The organism is Arthrobacter sp. SPG23, assembly GCF_000876655.1.
In the GTDB taxonomy this organism is placed as follows: domain Bacteria; phylum Actinomycetota; class Actinomycetes; order Actinomycetales; family Micrococcaceae; genus Arthrobacter.
Map to the genome: position 1 here is coordinate 117,878 of NZ_JYCN01000004.1, position 22,616 is coordinate 140,493.

20 protein-coding genes are annotated in these 22,616 nt (G+C 67.5%); 13 read left to right on the top strand and 7 right to left on the bottom strand.

Annotated elements, in window-relative coordinates; all coding sequences use genetic code 11:
- Positions 1-75 precede the first annotated feature (75 nt).
- From uxaC to TV39_RS02275, 6 genes are all read left to right on the top strand, one after another.
- Positions 76-1,482 (top strand): glucuronate isomerase, encoded by a 1,407-nt coding sequence (uxaC, locus tag TV39_RS02250; RefSeq protein ID WP_043477732.1) that lies wholly within the window; start codon positions 76-78, stop codon positions 1,480-1,482.
- Positions 1,479-2,909 carry a mannitol dehydrogenase family protein gene (locus tag TV39_RS02255; RefSeq protein WP_235347249.1) on the top strand — a complete coding sequence of 477 codons (1,431 nt, stop codon included), beginning with the start codon at positions 1,479-1,481 and terminating at the stop codon, positions 2,907-2,909. The genes uxaC and TV39_RS02255 overlap by 4 nt, the downstream gene beginning before the upstream one ends.
- A gap of 253 nt (positions 2,910-3,162) precedes the next feature.
- Positions 3,163-4,626: a glucuronide transporter gene (uidB, locus tag TV39_RS02260; protein ID WP_043477734.1), complete on the top strand. Its 1,464-nt coding sequence runs from the start codon at positions 3,163-3,165 to the stop codon at positions 4,624-4,626.
- A gap of 33 nt (positions 4,627-4,659) precedes the next feature.
- Complete coding sequence (gene manD / locus TV39_RS02265; protein ID WP_043477737.1) at positions 4,660-5,889, top strand: D-mannonate dehydratase ManD; 1,230 nt, start codon at positions 4,660-4,662, stop codon at positions 5,887-5,889.
- Positions 5,890-5,935: 46 nt separating this feature from the next.
- A complete protein-coding gene (locus TV39_RS02270) occupies positions 5,936-8,221 on the top strand; it encodes a gluconokinase, GntK/IdnK-type (RefSeq protein WP_235347258.1) in 2,286 nt (761 codons plus the stop codon).
- 133 nt (positions 8,222-8,354) lie between these two features.
- Entirely contained in the window at positions 8,355-9,629 is a 1,275-nt protein-coding gene (locus tag TV39_RS02275; RefSeq protein WP_043477743.1) for an FAD-dependent oxidoreductase, read from the top strand.
- Here the strand turns inward: TV39_RS02275 and TV39_RS02280 are convergent.
- From TV39_RS02280 to acsA, 6 genes are read right to left on the bottom strand one after another with little or no spacing between them, the layout of a single operon-like run.
- Positions 9,608-9,850 carry an acyl carrier protein gene (locus TV39_RS02280; RefSeq protein WP_043477746.1) on the bottom strand — a complete coding sequence of 81 codons (243 nt, stop codon included), beginning with the start codon at positions 9,848-9,850 and terminating at the stop codon, positions 9,608-9,610. The genes TV39_RS02275 and TV39_RS02280 overlap by 22 nt on opposite strands.
- Entirely contained in the window at positions 9,847-10,737 is an 891-nt protein-coding gene (locus TV39_RS22445; RefSeq protein ID WP_326941409.1) for a dihydrolipoamide acetyltransferase family protein, read from the bottom strand. The genes TV39_RS02280 and TV39_RS22445 overlap by 4 nt, the downstream gene beginning before the upstream one ends.
- Positions 10,637-11,308 (bottom strand): biotin/lipoyl-containing protein, encoded by a 672-nt coding sequence (locus tag TV39_RS22450; RefSeq protein ID WP_235347251.1) that lies wholly within the window; start codon positions 11,306-11,308, stop codon positions 10,637-10,639. Before TV39_RS22450 ends, TV39_RS22445 begins: the two co-directional genes overlap by 101 nt.
- Positions 11,301-12,281 carry an alpha-ketoacid dehydrogenase subunit beta gene (locus tag TV39_RS02290; RefSeq protein WP_043477749.1) on the bottom strand — a complete coding sequence of 327 codons (981 nt, stop codon included), beginning with the start codon at positions 12,279-12,281 and terminating at the stop codon, positions 11,301-11,303. The genes TV39_RS22450 and TV39_RS02290 overlap by 8 nt, the downstream gene beginning before the upstream one ends.
- Positions 12,278-13,279, bottom strand: a complete 1,002-nt coding sequence (pdhA, locus tag TV39_RS02295) for a pyruvate dehydrogenase (acetyl-transferring) E1 component subunit alpha (RefSeq protein ID WP_200890929.1) — start codon at positions 13,277-13,279, stop codon at positions 12,278-12,280. The genes TV39_RS02290 and pdhA overlap by 4 nt, the downstream gene beginning before the upstream one ends.
- Entirely contained in the window at positions 13,276-15,099 is a 1,824-nt protein-coding gene (acsA, locus tag TV39_RS02300) for an acetate--CoA ligase (RefSeq protein ID WP_043477752.1), read from the bottom strand. The genes pdhA and acsA overlap by 4 nt, the downstream gene beginning before the upstream one ends.
- Before the next feature lie 136 nt (positions 15,100-15,235).
- Here acsA and pyrE point away from each other — a divergent pair, with 136 nt between their 5' ends.
- The 4 genes from pyrE to TV39_RS02320 all read left to right on the top strand — a co-directional run bounded on the left by pyrE (position 15,236) and on the right by TV39_RS02320 (position 18,549).
- Complete coding sequence (gene pyrE, locus TV39_RS02305; protein ID WP_043477755.1) at positions 15,236-15,820, top strand: orotate phosphoribosyltransferase; 585 nt, start codon at positions 15,236-15,238, stop codon at positions 15,818-15,820.
- A 131-nt stretch (positions 15,821-15,951) separates the two neighbouring features.
- Positions 15,952-16,770, top strand: a complete 819-nt coding sequence (locus TV39_RS02310) for a GAF and ANTAR domain-containing protein (RefSeq protein ID WP_043477758.1) — start codon at positions 15,952-15,954, stop codon at positions 16,768-16,770.
- A gap of 91 nt (positions 16,771-16,861) precedes the next feature.
- On the top strand, positions 16,862-17,455 hold the full coding sequence (locus tag TV39_RS02315) for a hypothetical protein (protein ID WP_043477760.1): 594 nt from the start codon (positions 16,862-16,864) through the stop codon (positions 17,453-17,455).
- Positions 17,456-17,505: 50 nt separating this feature from the next.
- Positions 17,506-18,549 carry a thioesterase domain-containing protein gene (locus tag TV39_RS02320; RefSeq protein WP_043477763.1) on the top strand — a complete coding sequence of 348 codons (1,044 nt, stop codon included), beginning with the start codon at positions 17,506-17,508 and terminating at the stop codon, positions 18,547-18,549.
- A gap of 9 nt (positions 18,550-18,558) precedes the next feature.
- Here the strand turns inward: TV39_RS02320 and TV39_RS02325 are convergent, their stop codons facing one another.
- Complete coding sequence (locus tag TV39_RS02325) at positions 18,559-19,389, bottom strand: HAD-IIA family hydrolase (RefSeq protein ID WP_011690383.1); 831 nt, start codon at positions 19,387-19,389, stop codon at positions 18,559-18,561.
- Between the two features lie 269 nt (positions 19,390-19,658).
- On the opposite strand from TV39_RS02325, the gene TV39_RS02330 reads away from it, so the two are divergent.
- The 3 genes from TV39_RS02330 to TV39_RS02340 all read left to right on the top strand — a co-directional run bounded on the left by TV39_RS02330 (position 19,659) and on the right by TV39_RS02340 (position 22,456).
- Positions 19,659-20,708 carry a hypothetical protein gene (locus tag TV39_RS02330; RefSeq protein WP_235347252.1) on the top strand — a complete coding sequence of 350 codons (1,050 nt, stop codon included), beginning with the start codon at positions 19,659-19,661 and terminating at the stop codon, positions 20,706-20,708.
- Between the two features lie 9 nt (positions 20,709-20,717).
- Complete coding sequence (locus TV39_RS02335; protein ID WP_043477769.1) at positions 20,718-21,389, top strand: TrmH family RNA methyltransferase; 672 nt, start codon at positions 20,718-20,720, stop codon at positions 21,387-21,389.
- Between the two features lie 134 nt (positions 21,390-21,523).
- Positions 21,524-22,456, top strand: coding sequence for a hypothetical protein (locus tag TV39_RS02340; RefSeq protein WP_043477772.1), 933 nt, complete (start codon positions 21,524-21,526; stop codon positions 22,454-22,456).
- Positions 22,457-22,616 lie beyond the last annotated feature (160 nt).

Below are 22,616 nucleotides of genomic sequence, written 5' to 3' on the forward strand. Positions count from 1 at the left end.
AGCCACCCCGCAACCGGAGTGGCAATTTTTGGCAACCGGTTGACAAACGCCCACGGCAGGCCGGACCATTGATCTATGTCACAGTCGATTGCCGCCAACCCAGACCGGCTCCTGCCCGCGGATCCCGGAACGCGCAGCATTGCGCGCGACCTCCTGCAGCGCGTCCAGGACCTCCCCATCATTTCCCCGCACGGGCACGTTGACGCCGCAGTCATCGAGCACAACACACCCTTCCCGGACCCGGCAGCGCTGCTGGTCAGCCCGGACCACTACGTCACCCGCCTGATCCACGCCAGCGGCGTCCCGCTGGACCGGCTGCGCGGCTCCAACACCTCGGAGCCTGACTCCCGCGCCGTGTGGCACGAGTTCTGCAAGGCCTGGCCCCTGTTCGAAGGCACCGCTTCCGGCTACTGGCTCCGCACCCAGTTCGACAGCGTGTTCGGCCTCCGGCAGGAGATCAGCGCCGAAACCGCCGACGCCAGCTACGACGCGATTTCCGCCAAGCTGCTGGAGCCCGGTTTCCGGCCCCGCCAGCTCTTCAAGGACTTCAACATCGAGGTCCTGGCCACCACGGACGATCCCCTGGATACCTTGGCCAGCCACAAGGCAATTGCCCAGGACCCCACCTTCCACGGGCGCGTGCTGCCCACGTTCCGCCCGGACGCCTACCTCAACATCGCCCACCCCGCGTGGTCCGCGAACGTTGACCGGCTCATCGCGGCAGCGGGCGACGGCGCCACCGGCTATGCCGGGTACATCACCGCGCTGGAGAACCGGCGTCGTTATTTCGTGGAACACGGCGCCGTTTCCGCCGACCACGGAGTCCGCACTCCCGCCACGCTCAAGCTCGACGCCGGCGACGCGGCCAAGCTGTTCGACCGCGCCCGTTCGGGCCAGGCCACGGCGCAGGACCGCGAAGACTTCGAAGCCCACATGATGTACCAGATGGCCCGGATGTCCGTGGAGGACGGCCTGGTCATGACCATCCACCCGGGGTCCTACCGCAACCACCACGAGCCCACGTTCAACGCGTACGGCGCGGACACCGGCCACGACATCCCGTTCGCCGTGAACTACACCGAGGCCATCCGCCCGCTGCTGCAGGACTTCGGCACCGCCGAGGACTTCCACCTGGTGCTGTTCACCCTGGATGAGACCGTCTTCTCCCGTGAACTGGCGCCGCTGGCGGGCTTCTACCCGTCCGTGTACCTCGGCGCCCCGTGGTGGTTCCTCGACGCGCCGGACGCCATGCTGCGCTTCCGCTCCGCGGTCACCGAGACCGCCGGCTTCTCGCGCTCGTCCGGATTCATCGACGACACCCGCGCGTTCTGCTCCATCCCCGCGCGCCACGACGCCTCCCGCCGGATCGAGGCCTCCTTCCTGGCGCGCCTCGTCGCCGAGCACCGCGTCAGCGAGGACCGCGCACACGAACTGATCGTCGATATCGTGGACGGCTCGCCCCGGCGGGTGTTCAAGCTGTGAGCATCGAACTGCAACCGACGGCGGAACCGGCAGCGCACCTTCCGCGGCTGAGCCGCAGCCTGCGCCCGTCCGCCAAGGCGCCGGTAAGGATCGTCCACCTGGGGCTGGGCGCGTTCCACCGCTCACACCAGGCCTGGTACACCCAGCAGGCGGGCGACTCCGCGGACTGGGGAATCGCCGCCTTCACCGGCCGGCGCCCCGACGCAGCGTTGGCCCTGGCGGAACAGGACGGGCTGTACACCGTCGTGGAACGCGCCGACGCCGGCGACTCCTTCACGGTGGTGAGCAGCATCGTGGAGGCCGTGGATGGCGCGGACGTGCAGCGGCTGGCGGAGCTCCTTGCGGCTCCCGCCACCGCCGTCGTCACCCTGACCATCACCGAAGCCGCCTACCGGCTCGGCTCCGACGGGCAGCTTGACCGCACGGCGTCCGACGTCGTTGCCGACCTTGCGCTGCTGGCCTCCGGCAGCGGAAACCCGACGACGCCGCTGGGCCGGCTGGTGCTGGCCCTCGCCGCCCGCCGGGCAGCCGGGGGAGGACCGCTTGCCGTGGTTTGCTGCGACAACCTTTCCAAGAACGGCACCGTGGCCCGCAACGCGGTGGTGGGCATGGCCGGGGCCTGGGACGAAGGCCTGGCCGGCTGGATCGACGCCAACGTCAGCTTCGTCAGCACGTCCGTGGACCGCATCACGCCGCGAACCACGGATGCGGACATTGCGGCGGTTGAGGCCGCGTGCGGCTACCGGGACAATTCCCCCGTGGTGGCCGAGCCGTTCTCCAACTGGGTGCTCAGCGGGAATTTCCCCGCCGGGCGTCCCCGCTGGGAAGACGCCGGCGCAGTGTTCGTGGCCGGGATCGAACCCTACGAGAACCGGAAGCTGTGGCTCCTGAACGGCGCGCACTCCCTGCTGGCCTACGCGGGACAGCTCCGCGGGCACGCCACTGTGGCCCAGGCGCTGGCGGACCCGGCATGCCTGCAGGCTGTTGAAAGCTTCTGGGATGAGGCGGAGGCGAACCTTTCCGGCTCGGAAGGGGCAGCAGACCTGCAGATCCCGGCCTACCGGGCCGCCCTGCTGGCTCGCTTCAGCAACGCCCGGATTGCCCACCACCTGGCGCAAATCGCCATGGACGGCAGCACCAAGCTGCGGATGCGCGCCGTTCCCGTACTGCAGGCCGAACGTGCCGCGGGCAGGTCCGGGGCGGCGGCCGCGCTCATGTTTGCGGCCTGGATGGACTACAGCGCTGCCGCTGAGGCATTACAGGATCCCCTGGCTGACGAGGTGGCTGCTGCCAACCGGCTCAGCGGCACCGAGCGGATCCGTACCCTGCTGGCCCTGGTGGACCCGGGCCTGGCCGGGGATGACGCCGTTGTGGGCCTGATCGAAGACCTGTGCGGAACGTTCGGGGAGCGGGCTGTCTCCCTCTAGCGTCCTCCGCACACGCGCTACTGCCCGGCTCCCGGATCACGGGGGCCGGGCAGCGGTGTTTCAATGAACTTTCAACAAAAGTTATGGCAACCGCTTGCCATTTGATTGCCAAGTGATTAGGATTACAACAAGAGCTAGTGGCGGGATCCCGGGGCTTCGCACCCGCCGGACGCTCAGGACTTTCCAAGCACCAAGCATTTTCACAATTTTCTGCCGGCTCCACGGGGCGGGCACCGGGTAAAGGAGCCCAATAATGAAAAAGCTGAGCAAGCTAAGCATCGTCGGCTACGGCGCCGGCGATGCCGCCAACAACCTGGCCTTCACCACCGCCACCATGTTCCTCCTGGTCTACTACACGGACGTTGCAGGAATCTCGGCCGCCGCGGCAGGCACCCTTCTCCTGGTGGTCAGGATCTTTGATGCCTTCGCCGACGTTTTCGCCGGGCGCATGGTGGACCGCACCTTCAGCAAGCGTTTCGGGAAGTTCCGCCCGTTCATCATGTTCGGCTCCATCCCGCTGCTGCTCCTGAGCGTGGCAACGTTCTCCGTGCCGCAGCTGGGCGAATCCGGCACCCTGCTCTACGCCTATGTCACCTACGCGGCACTCGGCCTGGCCTATAGCCTGGTCAACATCCCCTATGGCTCGCTGGCCGGTGCCATGACCCAGGACCCGGGGGAGCGGGCCAAGCTTGGCTCCGCCCGCATGGTGGGCGGCCTGCTGGTGGGTTCGGCCCTTGGCATTTTCGTGGCACCGCTGATCAAGCCCGGCGCCGACCTGCAGGGAACGTTCACCACCATCACCCTGCTGTTCGTGGTGATCGGTGCGGCCCTCTACTTCTTCACCGTGATGACCGCCAAGGAACGCGTCCACCGCGCCGTCCCGAACGTCTCGGTCAGGCAGAGCATGGAAACCCTGAAGGGCAACAAGCCCCTCCTGATGCTGTGCATCAGCTCCTTCTTCTTCCTCTCCGGCTACCTGGCGCTGACCTCGGTGCAGCTCTACTACCTGCGCGATGTCCTGGGCCGCCTTGACCTGTACCCGGTGCTGTCCATCATCCAGCTGGCGGCCACCTTCGTGCTGGCCGGGTTCATGCCCAGGCTGGTCCGCACCATCGGCAAGAAGCGCGTCTACATCTACTCGTCAGTGCTCACCGTCATCGGCGGCGCCATCATCTTCTTCACCCCTGCCGGCCAGATCTGGATCGGTTTCTCCGGCCTCGTGATCAGCCTCGTGGGCGTCCTCGCCGTCAACATCGTGGTGTGGGCCCTGGAGGCCGACACCGTGGAATACGGCGAATGGAAGACCGGCGTCCGGACCGAGGGCATCACCTACGCCCTGTTCTCCTTCACCCGCAAGACCGGCCAGGCCGTAGGCGGCGCCCTCGCCGCCTACGCACTGGCACTGGGCGGCTACAAGTCCGGCGGTGCACAGACTGCCGACGCCCTCTTCGGAATCCAGCTCGCGGCCGGCGCCATACCCGCAGTGCTGACCATCCTCGCCGTCCTGGTCATGTCCAAGTACAAGCTCACGGACGCCATGCACGCCGAAATCCTCACCGAAATCCAGGCACGCCGCACCAGCGGCGAAGCCGCCGCCTCGGAGGCAGCTCCGGAATCAGCCTCGGAGGCAGCTCCGGACGCCGCCTCGGAGGCAGCTCCGGACGCCGCAGGCAAAACCGCTGCCGCCGCCAAGCCTCTCCCCACCTCCACCAACTAAGCCTCGCCCCAGCCCCGCTCGAAAGGAACAGCTGTGAAAATCATTGCCGCGGAAGTCTTCGTGACAAGCCCTTCCCGTAACTTCGTGACCCTCCGGATCACCACGGAGGACGGCGTGACCGGCATCGGTGACGCCACCCTGAACGGCCGCGAACTCGCCGTCGCCGCCTACCTCAAGGAGCACGTCGCCCAGCTGCTGATCGGCAAGGACCCGCACCGGATCGAGGACACCTGGCAGTTCCTGTACCGGTCCTCGTACTGGCGCCGCGGCCCGGTGACCATGGCAGCGATCGCCGCCGTGGACATGGCCCTCTGGGACATCAAGGGCAAAATGGCCGGCATGCCGGTCTACCAGCTCCTCGGCGGGGCTTCCCGCAACGGCCTGCGCGCTTACGGCCATGCCTCCGGCGCGGACATCCCCTCGCTGTTCGACTCCGTCCGCGAGCACCTGGAACTCGGCTACAAGTCGGTCCGCATCCAGACCGCCGTCCCCGGCATCAAGGCCGTTTACGGCGTGGCCGCCCAGGCCCAGGCCTCCGGTGAGCGCTACGACTACGAGCCCGCCGGCCGCGGCGCCTTCCCGGTGGAGGAGGACTGGGACACCCGCGCATACCTGCGGCACCTGCCCACCGTGTTCGAAGCCGTCCGGAACGAATTCGGCCCGGAACTGCCGCTGCTGCACGACGGCCACCACCGGATGACCCCGATCCAGGCCGCCAAGCTGGGCAAGGCCCTGGAACCGTACGACCTGTTCTGGCTCGAGGACTGCACCCCGGCTGAAAACCAGGAAGCGCTGCGCTGGGTCCGCCATCACACCACCACCCCGCTGGCCATCGGTGAAATCTTCAACACGGTGTACGACTACCAGACCATCATCAAGGAACAGCTGATCGACTACGTCCGGGCAGCCTCCACGCACTTCGGCGGCATTTCACCGCTGAAGAAGGTCATGGACTTCGCCGCGCAGTACCAGATCAAGTCCGGCTTCCACGGCCCCACCGACATCTCCCCGGTGGGCTTCGCCGCGCAGCTTCACGTGGGCCTGGCCATCCACAACTACGGCATCCAGGAATACATGCAGCACTCGGACAAGACCAACGAGGTCTTCGAACAGTCCATGACCTTCGTGGACGGCTACCTGCACCCGGGAGACAAGCCCGGCATCGGCGTCGAATTCAACGAGGAAGCCGCGGCCGCGTTCCCGTACCAGCAGGCCTACCTGCCCTACAACCGCCTCGTCGACGGCACAGTCCATGACTGGTGAGGCACGGCTCGTGACAACGCAAGATAAACGACACCGCATCATCGTCATGGGGGTCTCCGGCTGCGGCAAGACCACCATCGGCGACCTCGTGGCCCGCGAACTGGGCGTACCGTTCCTCGACGGCGACTCCCTCCACCCGGTGGAGAACGTCGCCAAGATGGCTGCCGGCACGCCCCTCACCGACGAGGACCGCTGGCCCTGGCTGGCCACCGTGGGCGCCGAGCTCGCCAACGCCGGCGACGGCGGCATGGTGCTTGCATGCTCCGCCCTGCGGCGCAGCTACCGCGACGCCATCCGGGAGCAGGCACCGGACACCGTGTTCCTGCACCTGCACGGCAGCAAAGAGGTGCTGAGGGCACGGACTGAAGGGCGGACCGGCCACTTCATGCCGCCCGCCCTCCTCGATTCGCAGCTCGCCACCCTGGAACCGCTCGACGCCGACGAAGCCGGCGTCGTGGTGGACATCGCCGCCCCGGTTGACCAGGTGGTGACCGAAGCGCTGGCGGGCCTCGCCCTCCTGAACGCTGCCGCCGTCGCCGGTTCCACGGCAGCGGGCACCCGCGAAGGTGCCGCCGGCACCCAGCCGCGGCAGTTCGACGTCGACCTCCAGGCCGCGCCGTTCAACCTCGACGACGCAGCGGTTCAGTGGGTGAACAGCACCCTCGAGTCGATGAGCCTCGAGGAAAAGATCGGACAGCTGTTCATCAACCACAACAACGACTACTCCCCGGAGTACCTCGACGGTGTGCTGGAGAACTACTACGTGGGCGGCATGCGCTACCGGCCCGGCCCCTCGGCCGCGGTGCAGGAACACATCCGCTACGCGCAGTCCAAGACCCGCATCCCGCTGCTGGTGGCCTCCAACCCGGAAATGGGGGGAGCCGGAAGCTGCGACGACGGGACGTTCGTGTCCACGCACCTGCAGGCCGGTTCGCACCCGGACAAGGCCATCGCCCGGCAGATGGGCCAGGTGGCCGGCGTCGAAACCGCGGCGCTGGGCTGCAACTGGGCCTTCGCGCCGATCGTGGACATCCACTACAACTGGCGGAACACGGTCATCTCCACCCGGGCCTTCGGCAACACCCCGGAGATCGTGGTGGAGCGCGCCAAGGAGTACTTCGACGGCATCAGCGAGTCACCCACCGCCTGCGCCATGAAGCACTTCCCCGGCGACGGCATGGACGAGCGCGACCAGCACGTGGTCACGTCCTACAACACCCTTGGCTACGAGGAGTGGAACCGGACCTACGGGCACGTGTACCGCGAAATGATCGGCCACGGCGTGCAGTCCATCATGATCGGCCACATCGGCGCACCGGAACTGTCCCGGCACTTCCGCCCGGGCCTCGCGGACAAGGACATCAAGCCTGCCACGCTGGCGCCGGAACTGCTGCAGGACCTGCTCCGCGGCGAGCTGGGCTTCAACGGGCTGATCCTCACGGACGCCTCGCAGATGATCGGGCTGACCCAGGCCATGAAGCGCAAGGACCTGGTGCCGGCCACCATCGCCGCCGGCTGCGACATGTTCCTGTTCTTCCGCAACCCGGCGGAGGACTTCCAGTACATGCTGGACGGCTACAAGTCCGGCGTCATCACCGAGCAGCGGCTGCAAGACGCGCTGCGCCGGATCCTGGGACTGAAAGCCTCCCTGGGCCTCCACCGGAAGGCACGCCACGAGCTGGTCCCGCCGGCGGACGCGCTCGCCGTGATCGGTTGCGACGCCCACCGGGCCATTGCGGCAGAGATCGCGGACAAGACCGTCACCCTGGTCAAGGACACTGCCGGCAACCTGCCCATCACGCCGGAGACGCACAAGCGGATCCGCCTGTACGGCATTTCCGGCGGCTCGGACTTCACCAGGGCTGACCCGCTGGCCTACCTGGACACCGTCAAGGCGGAGCTGGAGAATGCCGGCTTCGAGGTGCACCTGTTCAAGACGGCGGACCAGCGCGAGGCGGCAGGGGAGACCGGCGTGAACTTCATGTCGGTCATCTCGGAGGAAGCCACCGGCGACTACGCGGACAAGTACGACGCCGCCTTCGTGTTCGCCAACGTGAAGGGCTTCGCCCAGGAGGCAGCCATCCGGATCAAGTGGTCCACCCCGATGGCCGCGGAGATCCCGTGGTATGTCACCGAGGTCCCCACCGTGTTCGTCTCGCTCAACCAGCCCAACCACCTGATTGATGTGCCGATGGTGAAGACTGCCATCCACGCCCACGCAGGCTCGCCCGAGGCCATTCGGGCGACCATCGAAAAGATCATGGGGAGGTCTGAATTCCAGGGGACGTTCAACGAGAACGTCTTCTGCGATTCCTTTGACACCCGGCTCTGACCCGGTAACGGCCGGGGGACACTGAAACGGCCCGGGGACACACGAATCCGTGTGTCTCCAGGCCGTTTCGGTGTCCGGGGACCTTTTGCGCGACCCATTCCCTGTGGCGGCGCGTCCGGCGTAGCGTGGGTGCATGGAGCGAACGGGGTGCGTGGTTGTCGGCGGAGGGCCGGCGGGGATGATGCTGGGCCTCCTGCTGGCCCGGGCCGGGGTGGAAGTTACGGTCCTCGAAAAGCACGGCGACTTCCTCCGGGATTTCCGCGGCGACACCGTGCACGCGTCCACCATCAGGCTGATCGACGAACTGGGGCTGGGCGACGGGTTCCGGAAGCTTCCGCAGAGCAAGCTGAACAACGTCGCCTTTCCCATCCCGGGCGCCGGACTGGTCACCCTGGGCGATTTCTCGTCCCTGAAACCCCCGTACAACTACATCGCCATGATGCCGCAGTGGGACTTCCTGAACTTCCTCGCCTCCGAGGCCGCCCGCGAACCCACGTTCACGCTCCTGATGGAGCATGAAGCCACCTCGTTAATGTTCGACGGCGGGCGGGTCACCGGCGTCCGCTACCGGACGCGTGGGAACGGCGGGGTGCAGGGTGGGATGCGGGGCATTGACGGGGCGCTCCAGGCGGACCTCGTGGTGGCCACGGACGGGCGCCATTCCGTGCTGCGCCGGGCCGCCGGCCTGCAGCCGAAGGAGTATCCGGTTCCCTTCGACACCTGGTGGTTCAAGCTCCCGCGCCACGCTTCGGAACAGGGCGCGGTGGCGGGCATCGTCCCGGCGTTCCGGGACCGCGAAGCCATGATTGCCCTGTTCCGCGACGACTACTACCAGATGGGCTACCTCGGCCCCAAGGGAGCAGACGCCAGGATCCGGGCCGAAGGGGTGGAGCGGTTCAGGGAGCGGGTCGCCGCCTTGCGTCCTGACCTGGCGGACCGCGTGGACTCCATCCGTTCGCTCGACGACCTCCACTGGCTGGACGTGCGGCTGGACCGGCTGCGGCGCTGGTACGTGGACGGGCTGCTGTGCATCGGCGACGCCGCCCATGCCATGTCCCCGGCGGGCGGCGTGGGCATCAACCTGGCCATCCAGGATGCCGTGGCGGCGGCCGCGCGGCTGGCACCGGCCTTGCTCCGGGGGCAGGTGCCGGTGAAGGACCTTGCCGCGGTGGAACGGCGGCGCCGGATGCCTACCGTCGTTGTCCAGACCGTCCAGCGCGTGATGCACCGGGCAGTGTTCGTTCCGCTGTTCGCCGGGAAGCGGTCCGGGGCTCCGCCGGTCCTGCTGTTCTTTGTCCGGCATGCCCCGGTGGTGCGGCGGCTGATGCCGCGGCTCATCGCTTTCGGCCCCAGGCCGGAACACGCGCCGCCGTTTGCCCGCCGTGGTCAGCCGCGGGCGGCGAGGTAATCGATCAGGCCCTTGACGGTGGCTACCGCGGCGTAGTCGCGTTCCGGAATGTCCACGCCGGTGCCCTCGTTGATGGTCTCGACGAGCCGGAGGAAATCCAGCGAATCGAGTTCGAGGTCCTGCCGCAGCCGGGAGCCTTCGTCGAGGCCGTCAAAGTCGACGTCCGGCGCAACCTGGCTGATGGCCGTGTGCACGGCCTGCCGTGCCTCCTGCTCGTTCATAGCTCCTCCGGTTTTTGCAGCAGTTCGTCGATGCGGGCCAGGAAGCGGCCGCCCCGGAGCCCGTCGCTGACCCGGTGGTCGGCGGACAGGGTGGCGGTGACAGCGGGCCGCACGCCCAGCATGCCGTCGTGCGCCCAGGGCTGCTCCACCACTTTGCCCAGGCCCACCATGGCCACCTGCGGCGGGTAGATGACGCCGTAAACGGCCTCCACGCCGAGGTCGCCCAGGTTGGTGACCGTGATGGTGGGATCGGCCATTTCCGCGCGCTGCAGCCGCCCGGCACGCGCCCGGCTGACCAGGTCCCGCAGCTGCTGCATCAGCACGTCCACGGCCAGGGTGTCGGCGTCGTGGATGGCGGGCGCCACCAGTCCGCCGTGCCGCAGGGCCACGGCAACGCCGAGGTGCACGGAGCTGCTCGGCCGGAACGGTCCGTCGGTGAAGAAGCCGTTGATTTCCGGGACTTCCCGGGCGGCCACGGCCGTTGCCTTCAACAGCAGGGCCGACGGAACCAGCCGCGAGGCCACCGGCCGCTGTTCGTTGACCTGTTGCATCCACCCGATGGCGGCGCGTAGGTCCAGCGTGGTGCTGACGTAATAGTGCGGGATGGACTGCTTGGACCGGGTCATCAGCGAACCGATGGCCCGCCGGAGGCTGGACAGGCGGTCCTGCGCGTCCGACGGCGGTGCCTCCTTCGGGTGCGGCACCTCCACCCCGGGAAGAATGGCTTCTTCCGGCGGCTCTTCAGCGGGAACGGGCGCCGCGCGTCCGCTGACGGCACGCTGGACGTCAGCCTCGGTGACGGCGCCGTCGGGTCCCGTCCCGGGCACGGTGCCGATGTCGACGCCGAGCTGGTCCGCGAGCCGCCGCGCCCGCGGCGAGGACCGGATCCTGGTGCCAGGGGGGCGCAGGGGCGGTGCGCTGAGCCGCCGGAGCTGCCGGTTCTGCCGGGGCTGAACGGACAGCCGGGGCCGGCGCCGGCCGGGCGGCCGCAGCACGTTCCACGTCGGCGCGGGTGACGGCGCCGTGCTTTCCGGTCCCGCGGATCCCTGCAGTTTCCACGCCAAGCTGGTGTGCCAGGTGCCGGACCGGGGGAGGAACCTGGGCCGCGGCCGCGCCTTCGGGCTCTGCGGCAGCGGCGGTGACGGCTGCTTCTGCCGGGGCGGCTGCCGCCTTCGCTTGCGCACCAGCGAGCCGACCTCCTGCCTGGCCGGCGCCGTCGTCGGGAGTCTGGGTGATCCGGGCCAGGGGAGTGCCGATGGGAACAGTGGTGCCAATATCCACCAGCAGTTCGGCCACCACGCCCTCTTCGAAGGACTCAACGTCCATTACGGTCTTGTCCGTGTCCACAACGGCCACCACATCGCCGCGGTGCACGTAGTCTCCCGGTTTGACGAGCCACTCCACCATCTTGCCGTGCTCCATGTCCGCGCCAAGGGACGGCATCCTGAAATCACCCACGCGCCCCTACCGCCTCCCGGGCCGCAGCAACAATGCGTTCCACCGTGGGCAGCGCCGCCAGTTCCAGGTGTTTGGCGTAGGGCAGCGGCGCCTCCGCGCTGCACACCCGGCCTACGGGGGCGTCCAAGTCGAAGAACGAATTTTCGGTGATCCGTGCGCTCAGCTCGGCGGAGATGCTGCCGCTCCGCCAGCCTTCGTCCACCACAACGGCGCGGTGGGTCTTGGCGACGCTCCCCAGGATGGCGGCGTCGTCGAGCGGGCGCAGGACGCGCAAATCGAGCACCTCGGCATCGATGCCCTCCGCTGCCAACCGGGCGGCGGCGTCGAGCACTGCCGGCAGCGTTCCGCCGTACGTGATGAGCGAAATGTCCTGGCCGGCGCGGCGGACCGCAGCGGTGCTGATATCCACGGGGCCGGCGTCGTCAGCGAGCTCCCCGGCCACGTTGTAGAGGGTTCCGTGCTCGAAGATGAGCACCGGATCCGGGTCTTCCAGGGCGGTCCACAGCATCCCGCGGGCGTCCTCAAGGGTTGCGGGGGTGAGGATGCGCAGGCCCGGGATGTGCGCGTACCACCCTTCCAGGCTGTGCGAGTGCTGGGCTCCCAGCTGGCGGCCGGCGCCCGTGGTCATCCGGATGACCAGCGGCACGTTGAACTGCCCGCCGGACATGTGCAGCAGGGTGGCCGCATTGTTCACCAGCTGATCCAGCGCCAGCAGGCTGAAATTCACGGTCATGATCTCCACTATCGGCCGCATCCCGCCCAGGGCTGCCCCGATGCCTGCGCCCACGAAGCCGGCTTCGGACAGCGGAGTGTCCCGGATCCTTTCCGGACCGAACTCCTCGAACAAGCCAAGGCTCACGGCGAAGCAGCCGCCGTAGGCGCCAACGTCCTCACCCATGAGGAACACCCGCTCATCGCGCTGGATGGCATCCCGGATGGCTGCCCGCATGGCTTCGCGGTAGGTGGTCTTCATTCCGCGCCCCGCTCGCTGTAGACGAACCGGGTCAGGTCTTCCAGCGGCTCCGGGGTGCCGGCCTCGGCGAATTCCACCGCGGCTTTTACTTCGTCCTCCACCTCCCGCTGGATGGCCTTCCAGTCCTTTCCCGACAACTGCCCGGTGGCTTCCAACGCGGTCCGCAGCGTGTCGATGGGATCGCGCTCCATCCAGCGGGAGACCTCCTTCTTGTCCCGGTAGCGTTCGGGATCGAACATGGAGTGGGCCCTGAAACGGTAGGTCCGCAGCTCGAGGAAATGCGGTCCGCCGCCGGCCCGGACGGCGTCCACCGCGCGGCGGGCTGCCTCTTCGACGGCGAGCACATCCATTCCGTCCGCGGACCACGACGCGATCTCGTAGCCGGCGGCCTTAAGGGCAATGTCGGTCTGCGATTCGGAACGTGCCAGCGCGGTGCCCATGGCATACAGGTTGTTTTCGCAGCAGAACAGCACCGGCAGCTGCCAGAGCGCGGCGAGGTTCAGGCTTTCGTGGAATGCGCCCTCGGCCACGGCGCCTTCGCCGAAGAAGCAGACGGTCACGCGGGAGCGCCCGGACATTTTGTCGGCGAGAGCCAGGCCCACGGCCAGCGGCAGTCCGCCCGCCACGATCGCGTTGCCGCCGAAGAAGCGGGTGGCAGCGTCGAACAGGTGCATCGAGCCGCCGCGGCCGCGGCAGCAGCCCTCCACATAGCCGTACATTTCAGCCAGGATGGCTCCGGCGGGCACGCCGCGCAGCAGCGCGTGGCCGTGCTCCCGGTACGTGGCCACCACGGCGTCGTCCGGAGCCAGGGTGCTCATGACACCTGCGGCCACCGCTTCCTCGCCGATGTAGACGTGCAGGAATCCGCGGATCTTGGCCGCGCTGTAGAGTTCCACGCATTGTTCCTCGAGTCGCCGCACCCGAAGCATCTGGTGGAGCAGGTGGCGGGCATGGTCGGAGTCCGCTTTTCCAGTGCCGCGCGCTGCTGTGCCGGTCACGCGGGCGCTCCGGGATAGCGGCCGGGAGGCGACTCGATGGTGGAGGTGTCCCCCTCGGGGAGGCCGAGCTCGCGGGCCTTCAGGAGCCGCCGGAGGATCTTGCCGCTCCGGGTCTTCGGCAGGGCATCGGTGAAGTCCAGCAACCTGGGAGCCACCGCAGGGCCCAGCCGTTTGCGGGCGAAACCGATGATGTCCAGCTTGAGTGCCTCCGAGGGCTGCCACCCGGTGCGGAGTTCCACGAATGCCTTGACCACTTCGCCGGCGACGGGATCCGGGACGCCGATCACCCCGGCCTCGGCCACGGCCTCGTGCTCCATGAGCGAGCTCTCCACCTCGAACGGGCCGATCAGGTGGCCCGAGGATTTGATGACGTCGTCGCCCCTGCCCACAAACCAGAAATACCCGTCGGCGTCCATCTTCGCGAGGTCCCCGGTGAGGTACCAGCCGCCGGCAAAGCAGCGCCGGTACCGCTCGTCTTCGTGGAGGTAGCCGCGGAACATCGACGGCCAGCCCGGACGGAGGGCCAGTTCGCCCACCCCTTCCGGTTCGGTCACGAGGACAGCCTCGCCGTTCCTGAGTACCGCTTTGCCGTCCGGGTCCCGGGCCACAATCGCGGCCTCAACGCCGGGAAGGGGCCGCCCCATGGAACCGGGCCGGATCTCCATGGCGGGGTAGTTCGAAATCATGATGCCGCCGGTTTCGGTCTGCCACCAGTTGTCATGGACGGGCTGGCCGAAGGCCTCCTGGCCCCACACCACCACTTCGGGGTTGAGCGGTTCGCCGACGCTGGCCACAAACCGCAGCGCGGACAAATCGTGCCCTGCCGCGTGGTCCGCCCCGGCCTTCATCAGCATGCGCAGTGCGGTGGGGGCCGTGTACCAGACGGTGACGTGCTGCTCGGCGAGGATCCGGTACCACCTGTCCGCGTCCATCTCCTCTTCGTCCACAATGGTGGTCACGCCGTGGGTGAGGGGAGCAATCACGCCGTAGGAGGTGCCGGTGACCCAGCCGGGATCCGCGGTGCACCAGTAAACGTCGTCCGGGTGCAGGTCCAGCGCGAAGAAGCCGGTGGCGTGGTGCGCCGTGACGGCGTCGTGCACGTGGATGGCCCCTTTGGGGGTGCCGGTGGTGCCGCTGGTGAAGTGCAGCAGGGCCATTTCTTCGGCACGGGTGGACACGGTCTCCAGCGGCTGCGCGTCCCGCATAAGTTCGGCCAGATCCAGGGTTCCGGGGTCCGGCAGGCCCTCGGCATCAATGAGCAGCACGTGTTCCAGCTCCGGCAGCTCGTCGCGGATCTGGGCAACCTTCCGCCGGTACAGTGCCCGGGTGGTGATCAGGGCGCGGCCGGATCCCAGGTGGAGTCGCTGACGGACAGGCTCGGGGCCGAAGGCGGAAAACAGGGGGCAGAAGACGCTGGCATTCTTAAGCGTTCCCAGTACCGCGACATACAGTTCCGGACTGCGGCCCATGAGCGAAAAGACCCGTTCCCCGCGGCCGATTCCCAGCCCGTGCAGGACGCCGGCAAACCGTCCGGTCTGTTCCGCCAGCTCTGCGTAACTCAGGGACCGGGCGGTACCGTCGGCGCGGATGAAACGCAGCGCCTCGTGGCCTGCCCGTTCTCCGGCGGCGTGGCGGTCCACGGCCTCGTACGCGATGTTGACGCCGCCATCGGGCAGGCCGGCCAGGGCATGCCGGGCTTCGTCCCAGGAAAAAGCGGCGCGGCTGGCGTCGTAGTCCACCATGTTCGGGCGGACGGCGAGGCCGCGGAGGTCCTTGGGGATTGCGGGCCAGCGGGTCGATGGAGCGGTTCCGGCCGTCATGGTTCAATCGGACTCCTCGCCGGGGAAGCTGCATAGAGTAGAAAGTCCCGTGGGTTTCCGGTCCGCCCGCCAGTCTGTCCCCCCAGCGACGTGGGCACGGGCCGGCACGCACCGCGGAGCCACTAAACTGGAGCCCATGACTGCTCCCAGCTTCCCTGCAGCTGACGCTGCTGCCGCCCGTGCCCGCCTGCTTGAACTGATCAAGGAACTCGCCGTGGTCCGCGGCAAGGTGATCCTGTCCAGCGGAGCCGAAGCCGACTACTACATTGACCTCCGCCGCATCACGCTGCACCACGAGGCCTCCAAGCTGGTGGGCCAGGTCATGCTGTCGCTGATGGACGACGCCGGGATCGACTTTGAGTGCGCCGGCGGACTCACCATGGGGGCGGACCCGGTGGGCACCGCCGTGATGCATGCCGCAGTCGACGCCGGCCGGCCCGTGGACGCCTTCGTGGTCCGCAAGGCGCAGAAGTCCTACGGTATGGGCCGCCAGGTTGAGGGCCCCTCGGTGGAGGGCCGGAAGGTCCTGGTCCTGGAGGACACCTCCACCACCGGCGGGTCCGCGCTGACCGCCGTCGAGGGCGTCCGCAATGCTGGCGGCAACGTCGTCGCCGTCGCCGTGATTGTGGACCGCGACACCGGCGCCAAGGAAAAGATCGAAGCCGAAGCCGGCGTCCCCTACCTGTTCGCCTTCGGAAAAGATGAACTCGGCCTGAACTAGCGAGCAGTTACCGGCGGCGCCTGCCGGGGGAACAATTCAGCCGGAAGCAAACCCCGCTTGGACGGCCAAGAGGCGTGACCTTACAATTTGCGTAGCTCAATTTCAAGTCACGCACCTGGAGAGAACGCGCCATGCTCCCGTCGAACCCGGCACCCACCACCGTCGACCAGATCCAGAACCTCATCCTGGAGAGTGCCGATTTCGAGGACTTCCTCAACGAACTGGCGCGCTTCTCCGCGCACCAGATGGCGGGCGACGGCGACGATGCACTCTGCGGCATCACCCTGCTCCGGGACCGCAAGGCCGCCACCATCGGCTGGAGCAGCGACTCCGCCCGTGAAGTGGACGAGATCCAGTACCGGCTGTCGCAGGGACCGTGCCTGACCGCCGCGCAGGAGGAACGGGAAGTCCACGTCCCGGACCTCTTCGAAGAAGACCGGTGGGGTCCCGATTATGCCAACGCCGTCGCCTCGCACGGGCTGCGTTCGGTGCTGTCGCTTCCCTTTAGCCTCCAGGGGGAAGCCAAGGCAGCGCTGAACCTCTACTCGGATGTCCCGCGCAAGTTTGACGAAAAAGCAGCGGCCCGCGCCCGCGAGTACACCCGTGAAATCTCGCAGGCGCTCCGACTGGCTGTCCGTTTTTCGTTGCACACGGACAGTGCCACCAACCTCCGTGCCACGCTGGAATCCCGGACCACCATCGACATCGCCATCGGAATTGTGATGGCGCAGAACCGCTGCAGCCAGGAGGCGGCAGTGCAAATCCTGACCGACGCGTCCAGCAACAGCAACGTCAAGCTGCGGGACATCGCGAAGTCGCTGGTGGATTCGGTCGGCGGGGCAGGCACCCGCACGCACTTCGAGGAGCCGGGACAGGGCCAGGACCGCGGCCAGGGGCGCGCGACGGCCCGGAACCAGGACCGCCGCGAAGACCGAAGCCAGGCTGGATAGCCGCCAAGTGCAGGCTTGTGGCGCCGCCCCGCGGGGGATACGCTAGCCAAGGTTGAGCCGTCGGCCATAGACACCCTTTTTTGGAGTACCTATGGACCGCAATCTTCATGCCCTCGTTAAGCTGGACGTCGCAGCCGATGTTGTTCGGATCGAGGTCCGGGGCAGCCTCAACCAGGAATCCCGCCCCGCCCTTGTGCACGTCATCCGGCGCATCCGCCGCATGGGAATTACCGCCCACATCCGCGTGGATCTCTCGCAGGCCGCGTTCGTGGAATCGCCTGCGTTGGTGGGGCTTCGCAACGACCTCAACGCGATCGGCGGCGGCGCCTCCGACGGCGACACCTCGACCGTTTCCGGCGTGTCCCTCGAATTCATGCCGCGGCGGGAGTCCCTTTCTCCCGAGGCCGGATCGGCCCTGCAGACAATTGAAATCAGCGGCGAATTCGCCGCCTCCATCGACCCCTCGGGATGCGGGCCGCTGGCCCAGTACTCCGACGACGAACTCCTGGCAGCCAGCGATTCCATCTTCGGCCTCCTGGACGATCCCGCCGCGATTGCCGGAACGGAGCTGCTGGCGCAGTATGACGCGATCGGGATGGAAATCTCACGGCGGGAGAGCGCCGAAGCCGGCCGGAAGCACTCAGCAGACGGCCTGTCGGCGCGTCCGGCGGAGCCCGTGATCTAGCTGGTTTCGCGGGTTTCATATCCGGGTTCCGCTGTGGCTACGGTAGAGGTGTGCCGCGTGTCCAGGAGCCACCACAGCCTGAGGGCGGCCCCGGTTCAGCCGAGGGCCGCCTCCTCAAGCATGCTGCCGAACTCAAGAGGTTTTCCCGGCGCAATTTCCTGACAGGGACGGGGGCGGCGGCGGTGCTGGCCGCAGACATGTTCTTCACCCGGCACGTCCAGGCGGAGCGCCGCACCAACAGGATCCTGACTGTCCGCGATGACTTCGCGGAGAGTTACTACCCGAACGCCAGCTGGATTTTGTTTCCCGGTTACAAGACCAGCTGGGAAGAGGCGCAGTGGATCCTCAACTCGCTGCGCGGTGCCCTGCGCCAGCGCGGCCAGCTGGCCGCCGTCGGGTATTCCAACGAGGGGCTGGACATTGACGAGATCGTGATCGCAGTGATCGAACACGTGCGGGCGAAGCAGCTGACCAGCCTGTACTTCTACGGCCACAGCTTCGGCGGCATGGTGGCCACCCAGGTGGCGGCCCGCCTGCGTGAACTGCACGGCGTGGAGGTGGAGTTCATCCTCTTGGACTCCAGTCCGTACAGCAAGTTCGACGTCCTGGACCAGAGCTGGTTCGAGGGCGTGGTGGTCCTCTACGAGGGCGGCTTCCGGGTGCCCACCGTGCTGCGCGGCGGGTATGAGCTGGGTGAACGCATCATGCACAAGGACGAACGGTCCTGGCGCCAGGTGCTGGACCAGAGCCTGGAGCAGTTGTCACCGATCGCCCCGTCCAGCGTGCTGATCCAGTCCGAATCCGCCTACATCTACCACTTTGACGCCACCCGGTTCGCCGGCAAGCTGGGCGGCACCCGGATGGCCTTCATCGGCAACCCACGTGACGGCACCGTGAAGTACGAGACGGCCCGCCAGTCGTGGGCGCAGACGTTTGCGGCCAACATGGTGTCCACCGACCGCCGCACGGATGATGCACTGCCGGCGCATGCCAGCCCGCAGTGGAACCCGTTCGTCTACCGGCCCATCATCGAGGAACTGCAGGATGAGATCTTCCCGCTGCCTTCCGGCGGCCCCAGGATGACTGTGTTCTGAACCTGCGGCCTAGATCTGGCTCTTGAGGTCGGCTACCGAGTTCAGGATCTGGTTGGGACGGAACGGGTACGCGGCGATGTCGTCCTTGTGCGTGATGCCGCTGAGGACCAGCACCGTGTGCAGGCCAGCCTCCATGCCGGCGATGATGTCAGTGTCCATCCGGTCGCCGATCATGGCAGTGGTCTCGGAGTGGGCATCGATCTGGTTCATGGCCGAACGGAACATCATGGGGTTCGGCTTGCCCACAATGTAGGGCTCACGGCCGGTGGCCTTGGTGATCAGGGCCGCGATGGCGCCGGTGGCGGGCATGGGGCCGTCCTTGGACGGGCCCGTGGCGTCAGGGTTGGTGGCGATGAAGCGGGCACCGGCAAGGATCAGCCGGATGGCCATGGTGATGGCCTCGAACGAGTAGGTGCGCGTTTCGCCGAGCACCACAAAGTCCGGGTTCTGGTCGGTGAGGATGAAGCCGGCCTCGTGCAGCGCCGTCGTCAGTCCCGCCTCGCCGATGGTGTAGGCGCGGTTCCCGGAGTCCGAACCGCGCACCTGGTCCTTGAGGAACTGGGCGGTGGCCAGGGCCGAGGTCCAGATGTTCTCCTCGGGGATCTCCAGGCCGGAGGAGCGCAGGCGCGCAGCCAGGTCGCGGGGCGTGAAGATGGAGTTGTTGGTGAGTACCAGGAAGCGCTTGGAAGTGTCCACCCAGCGCTGGATCAGTTCCGCTGCGCCGGGAATCGGCTGGTTCTCGTGGACCAGGACACCGTCCATGTCAGTCAGCCAGCACTCGATCTCCTGGCCGCTCCGGTAAACCGCTGCCGATGAACGTACTTCGTCTGACTCTGCCATGCTGATCCTCCAACGCTGATGTGCCGGTTTCCGGGTCCCAGTCTGTCATTTTTCGGGCGCAGGAACATCCGGGGCCCGCAGAATGACGGACAGCCGGGGCGTTCCTTTCCGTTAGGCTCGAAGCTGGCACCTGTGTGCCAGCGGCCACGGATCGGGGGATATCCGCGGCGGTTTGTTGTGCCGGCGTGCGCCGGCAGATCCCCGCCGCCGGATATCAGCAGGCATCCAGGAAACCCCGGGATGCCCGCCAGCACCTGAAAGGGCCCACCATGAGCAACAACTACAGTGCACCGCCGCCCCGGGACAACCGGGCAGGCGAGACCGGCGAGTACCCGGAGGTCCCCCGCCCGCCGCAGCCGCACCAAGCTCCTCCGTACCCGCCACAGCAGTTCCAGCCCCAGCCCTACCCTCCACAGCCGCCTTACGCGGGCCAGCCCCAGCCCTACCCTGAACAGCGCAACAACAAGAACCTGGTCATCGTGCTCGCCGCCGTTGGCGCCGCCGTGATCGTTGCGCTGGTCGCCGTGTTCGTCTGGGTCATCCCGGCGTTCAGCAAACCGCAGGCGCAGGACAACCCCCTGCCGGCGGCAACGTCCTCCGACGCGGCGTCATCGGAAGCGGCCGAGGAGAGCGCCGCCCCTGCGGAATCCGCGGCGCCGTCGGCTGATCCGGGTACGGACGGCATGCCCGCCGGGGCCTTCCCGCTTCCGGCCGGATGGGAGGACCTTCAGGGTCCCGCCAACATTCCGGCCGCCGAGGACCCGCTGTACAACCGGTTTGTCACCGGGGAATCCTCGTTCTCCTACCTGTCCGCTTGGAGCAGCGACGACACGTTCGGGATCACCAAGGACCCCTCCACCGGCGCCCCCATGCAGCAAATCGCCAAGGGCACTGAAGAGCGCGACGGGGACGGCATCTCCACGGCCTTCTCGTTCTTCGCCGAAGCAGAGGAAGGCAAGTACGGCAAGGAACCTGAAAAGGTGCAGGCCGCGATCAAGGATATTGAGGCCAAACTCAAGGCCATCCCCGCCGCTGAACTGCCGCAGCACCTGGTCGGCCACAAGTGTGCCAGTAATTTTGAGGCGTCGACGCCGGAAATCCGGGAGTTCCGCCGCGCGGCCGCCGTCGTGGTCGGGTTCACCTGCACCAACGCCGGGGGAGACGCCATCCGGGCCGTCAACCTGTTTACCGTCACCCCGTGGGGCACGCCGCAGATGATGGGGGTCAGCGGGCACGAGAGCTACTGGGCCGCCAACCCGGAGGCGCTGGAGAAGATCGGCAACTCGTACCGGGCGAACCGCTGGAAGCTGGACGGCTAAAGTTGAGGCGTGACTGAACCCCGGACCCCAGCCCTGCCCGTTTCCCCGCCCGAGGAGGAACCGGAACCCAAGGCGGAGGTCGGCGTCGGGCCCTGGGAAGGTGAGCTCCCTGAAGGCGGGCACTGGGACCCGGACCTGCTCGCCGACGGGGACCGGCGCAACGTGGTGGACAAGTACCGGTACTGGAAGCACGAGGCCATCGTGGCGGACCTTGACTCCAAGCGCCACGACTTCCACATCGCGATCGAAAACTGGCAGCACGACCTCAACATCGGCACCGTGGTCCGCACGGCCAACGCCTTCCTCGCCAAGGAAGTCCACATCATCGGACGACGCCGGTGGAACCGCCGCGGAGCCATGGTCACCGACCGCTACCAGCACGTCCGCCACCACCCCACGGTGGAGGACTTCGTGGCATGGGCGCAGGGGGAGGGGCTGGCGATCATCGGGATCGACATCTTCCCCGATTCCGTGCCCCTGGAAACCTATGACCTCCCGAAAAACTGCGTCCTGGTGTTCGGCCAGGAAGGCCCGGGGCTGACCCCGGAGGTCCATGAGGCCGCCCTGGATACGCTGTCGATCGAACAGTTCGGCTCCACCCGGTCCATCAACGCGGCGTCGGCTGCGGCCATCGCCATGCACGCCTGGATCCGCCGGCACGTGTTCAGCCAGCACGTCTAACTCCCTCGCCGAGATGGCACTTCACGGCAGTGCCGGCGTCGAACATTGCCGCGAACTGCCATCTCGGTGCTGTTCAGGACGGCTGCCTGTGGATAACCCTCCCCGGCGGGCCCGCCATCGGGAAGAATTTGGGGATGCACAGGGCCCCGCTTCCCGAACACCTGACGGCCGGCTCGTTCTCCCTTCGCATGTCGGACAAGGCCGGCGTCAGCAGGACGCGCACGGAAGCCAAGGACCTGGCCACAGTTTCCAGGGGGATCCGTGTCCACCTCGGATCCGATGCCAAGGGTGCCGCGGCGTTGCGGGCCTACACCGAACTGGACGACTCTTCTGCCCTGACCCACGTGTCCGCCGCCCGTGTCTGGCGCGTGGTCTTGGCATGGCGGCTGGAGGATGACTGGCGGGTCCACCTGTCCCGTCGGCCCGGATTCAGCATGCCCCGCCGGGTCAACGTGGTGGGGCACCTGTTGAATTTCCTCCCCGGCGAGCTCGTGGAGTACGACGGCGTCCGCCTCACCTCGCCTGCCAGGACCTGGCTGGACTTGGCTTCCATGGCCGGCGTGGATGAACTTGTCATCGCAGGGGATTCCTTGGTCTGCTTCCACGGCCCGGAGTTCCCGGCGCCCCGCGAACCACTGTGTACCGAGGCGGAGTTGCGGAACATGGTTGCAGACCATCCCGGCGCCAGGGGAATCCGGTCGGCGAGGGCTGCCCTGGAGTTGATCCGCGTCGGGGCCGACTCGCAGCCTGAAACCATGATGCGTCTGGCCTTGGTCAGGGCGGGGCTGCCCGAACCGGAACTGAACCACGTGCTGTGGGGCGTGCACGGCGCCCCGGTGCTGTGGCCCGATGCGGCGTACGTAGAGTGGCGTATCTCGATCCAGTACGACGGCGCCGGCCATGGCGGTGCCGAGCAATACCGGAGGGATATCCGCCGCGAATCCCTGACGCGCGAGCACGGCTGGCTCGAGGTCCGCGTGTCCAAAGACGACCTCACAGGGGACCATCCCGCCGTCGTACGTAAAGTCCGTGCCGCGCTGGAAAGCCGTGGCTGGCACCCGAGATGACATTTCGCGGCAGTGGTGGCGCGAAACACTGCCGCGAAGTGCCACCTCGGGCGGGCGCAGGGCAAAGTGTTACCCGGCCAGTGACCCGAAACACTGCCCCCGCGCAGAAATGGCTAGGATGGGTGCTAGCCGACGAGGTTCACTCCAGGGTCAACACAAC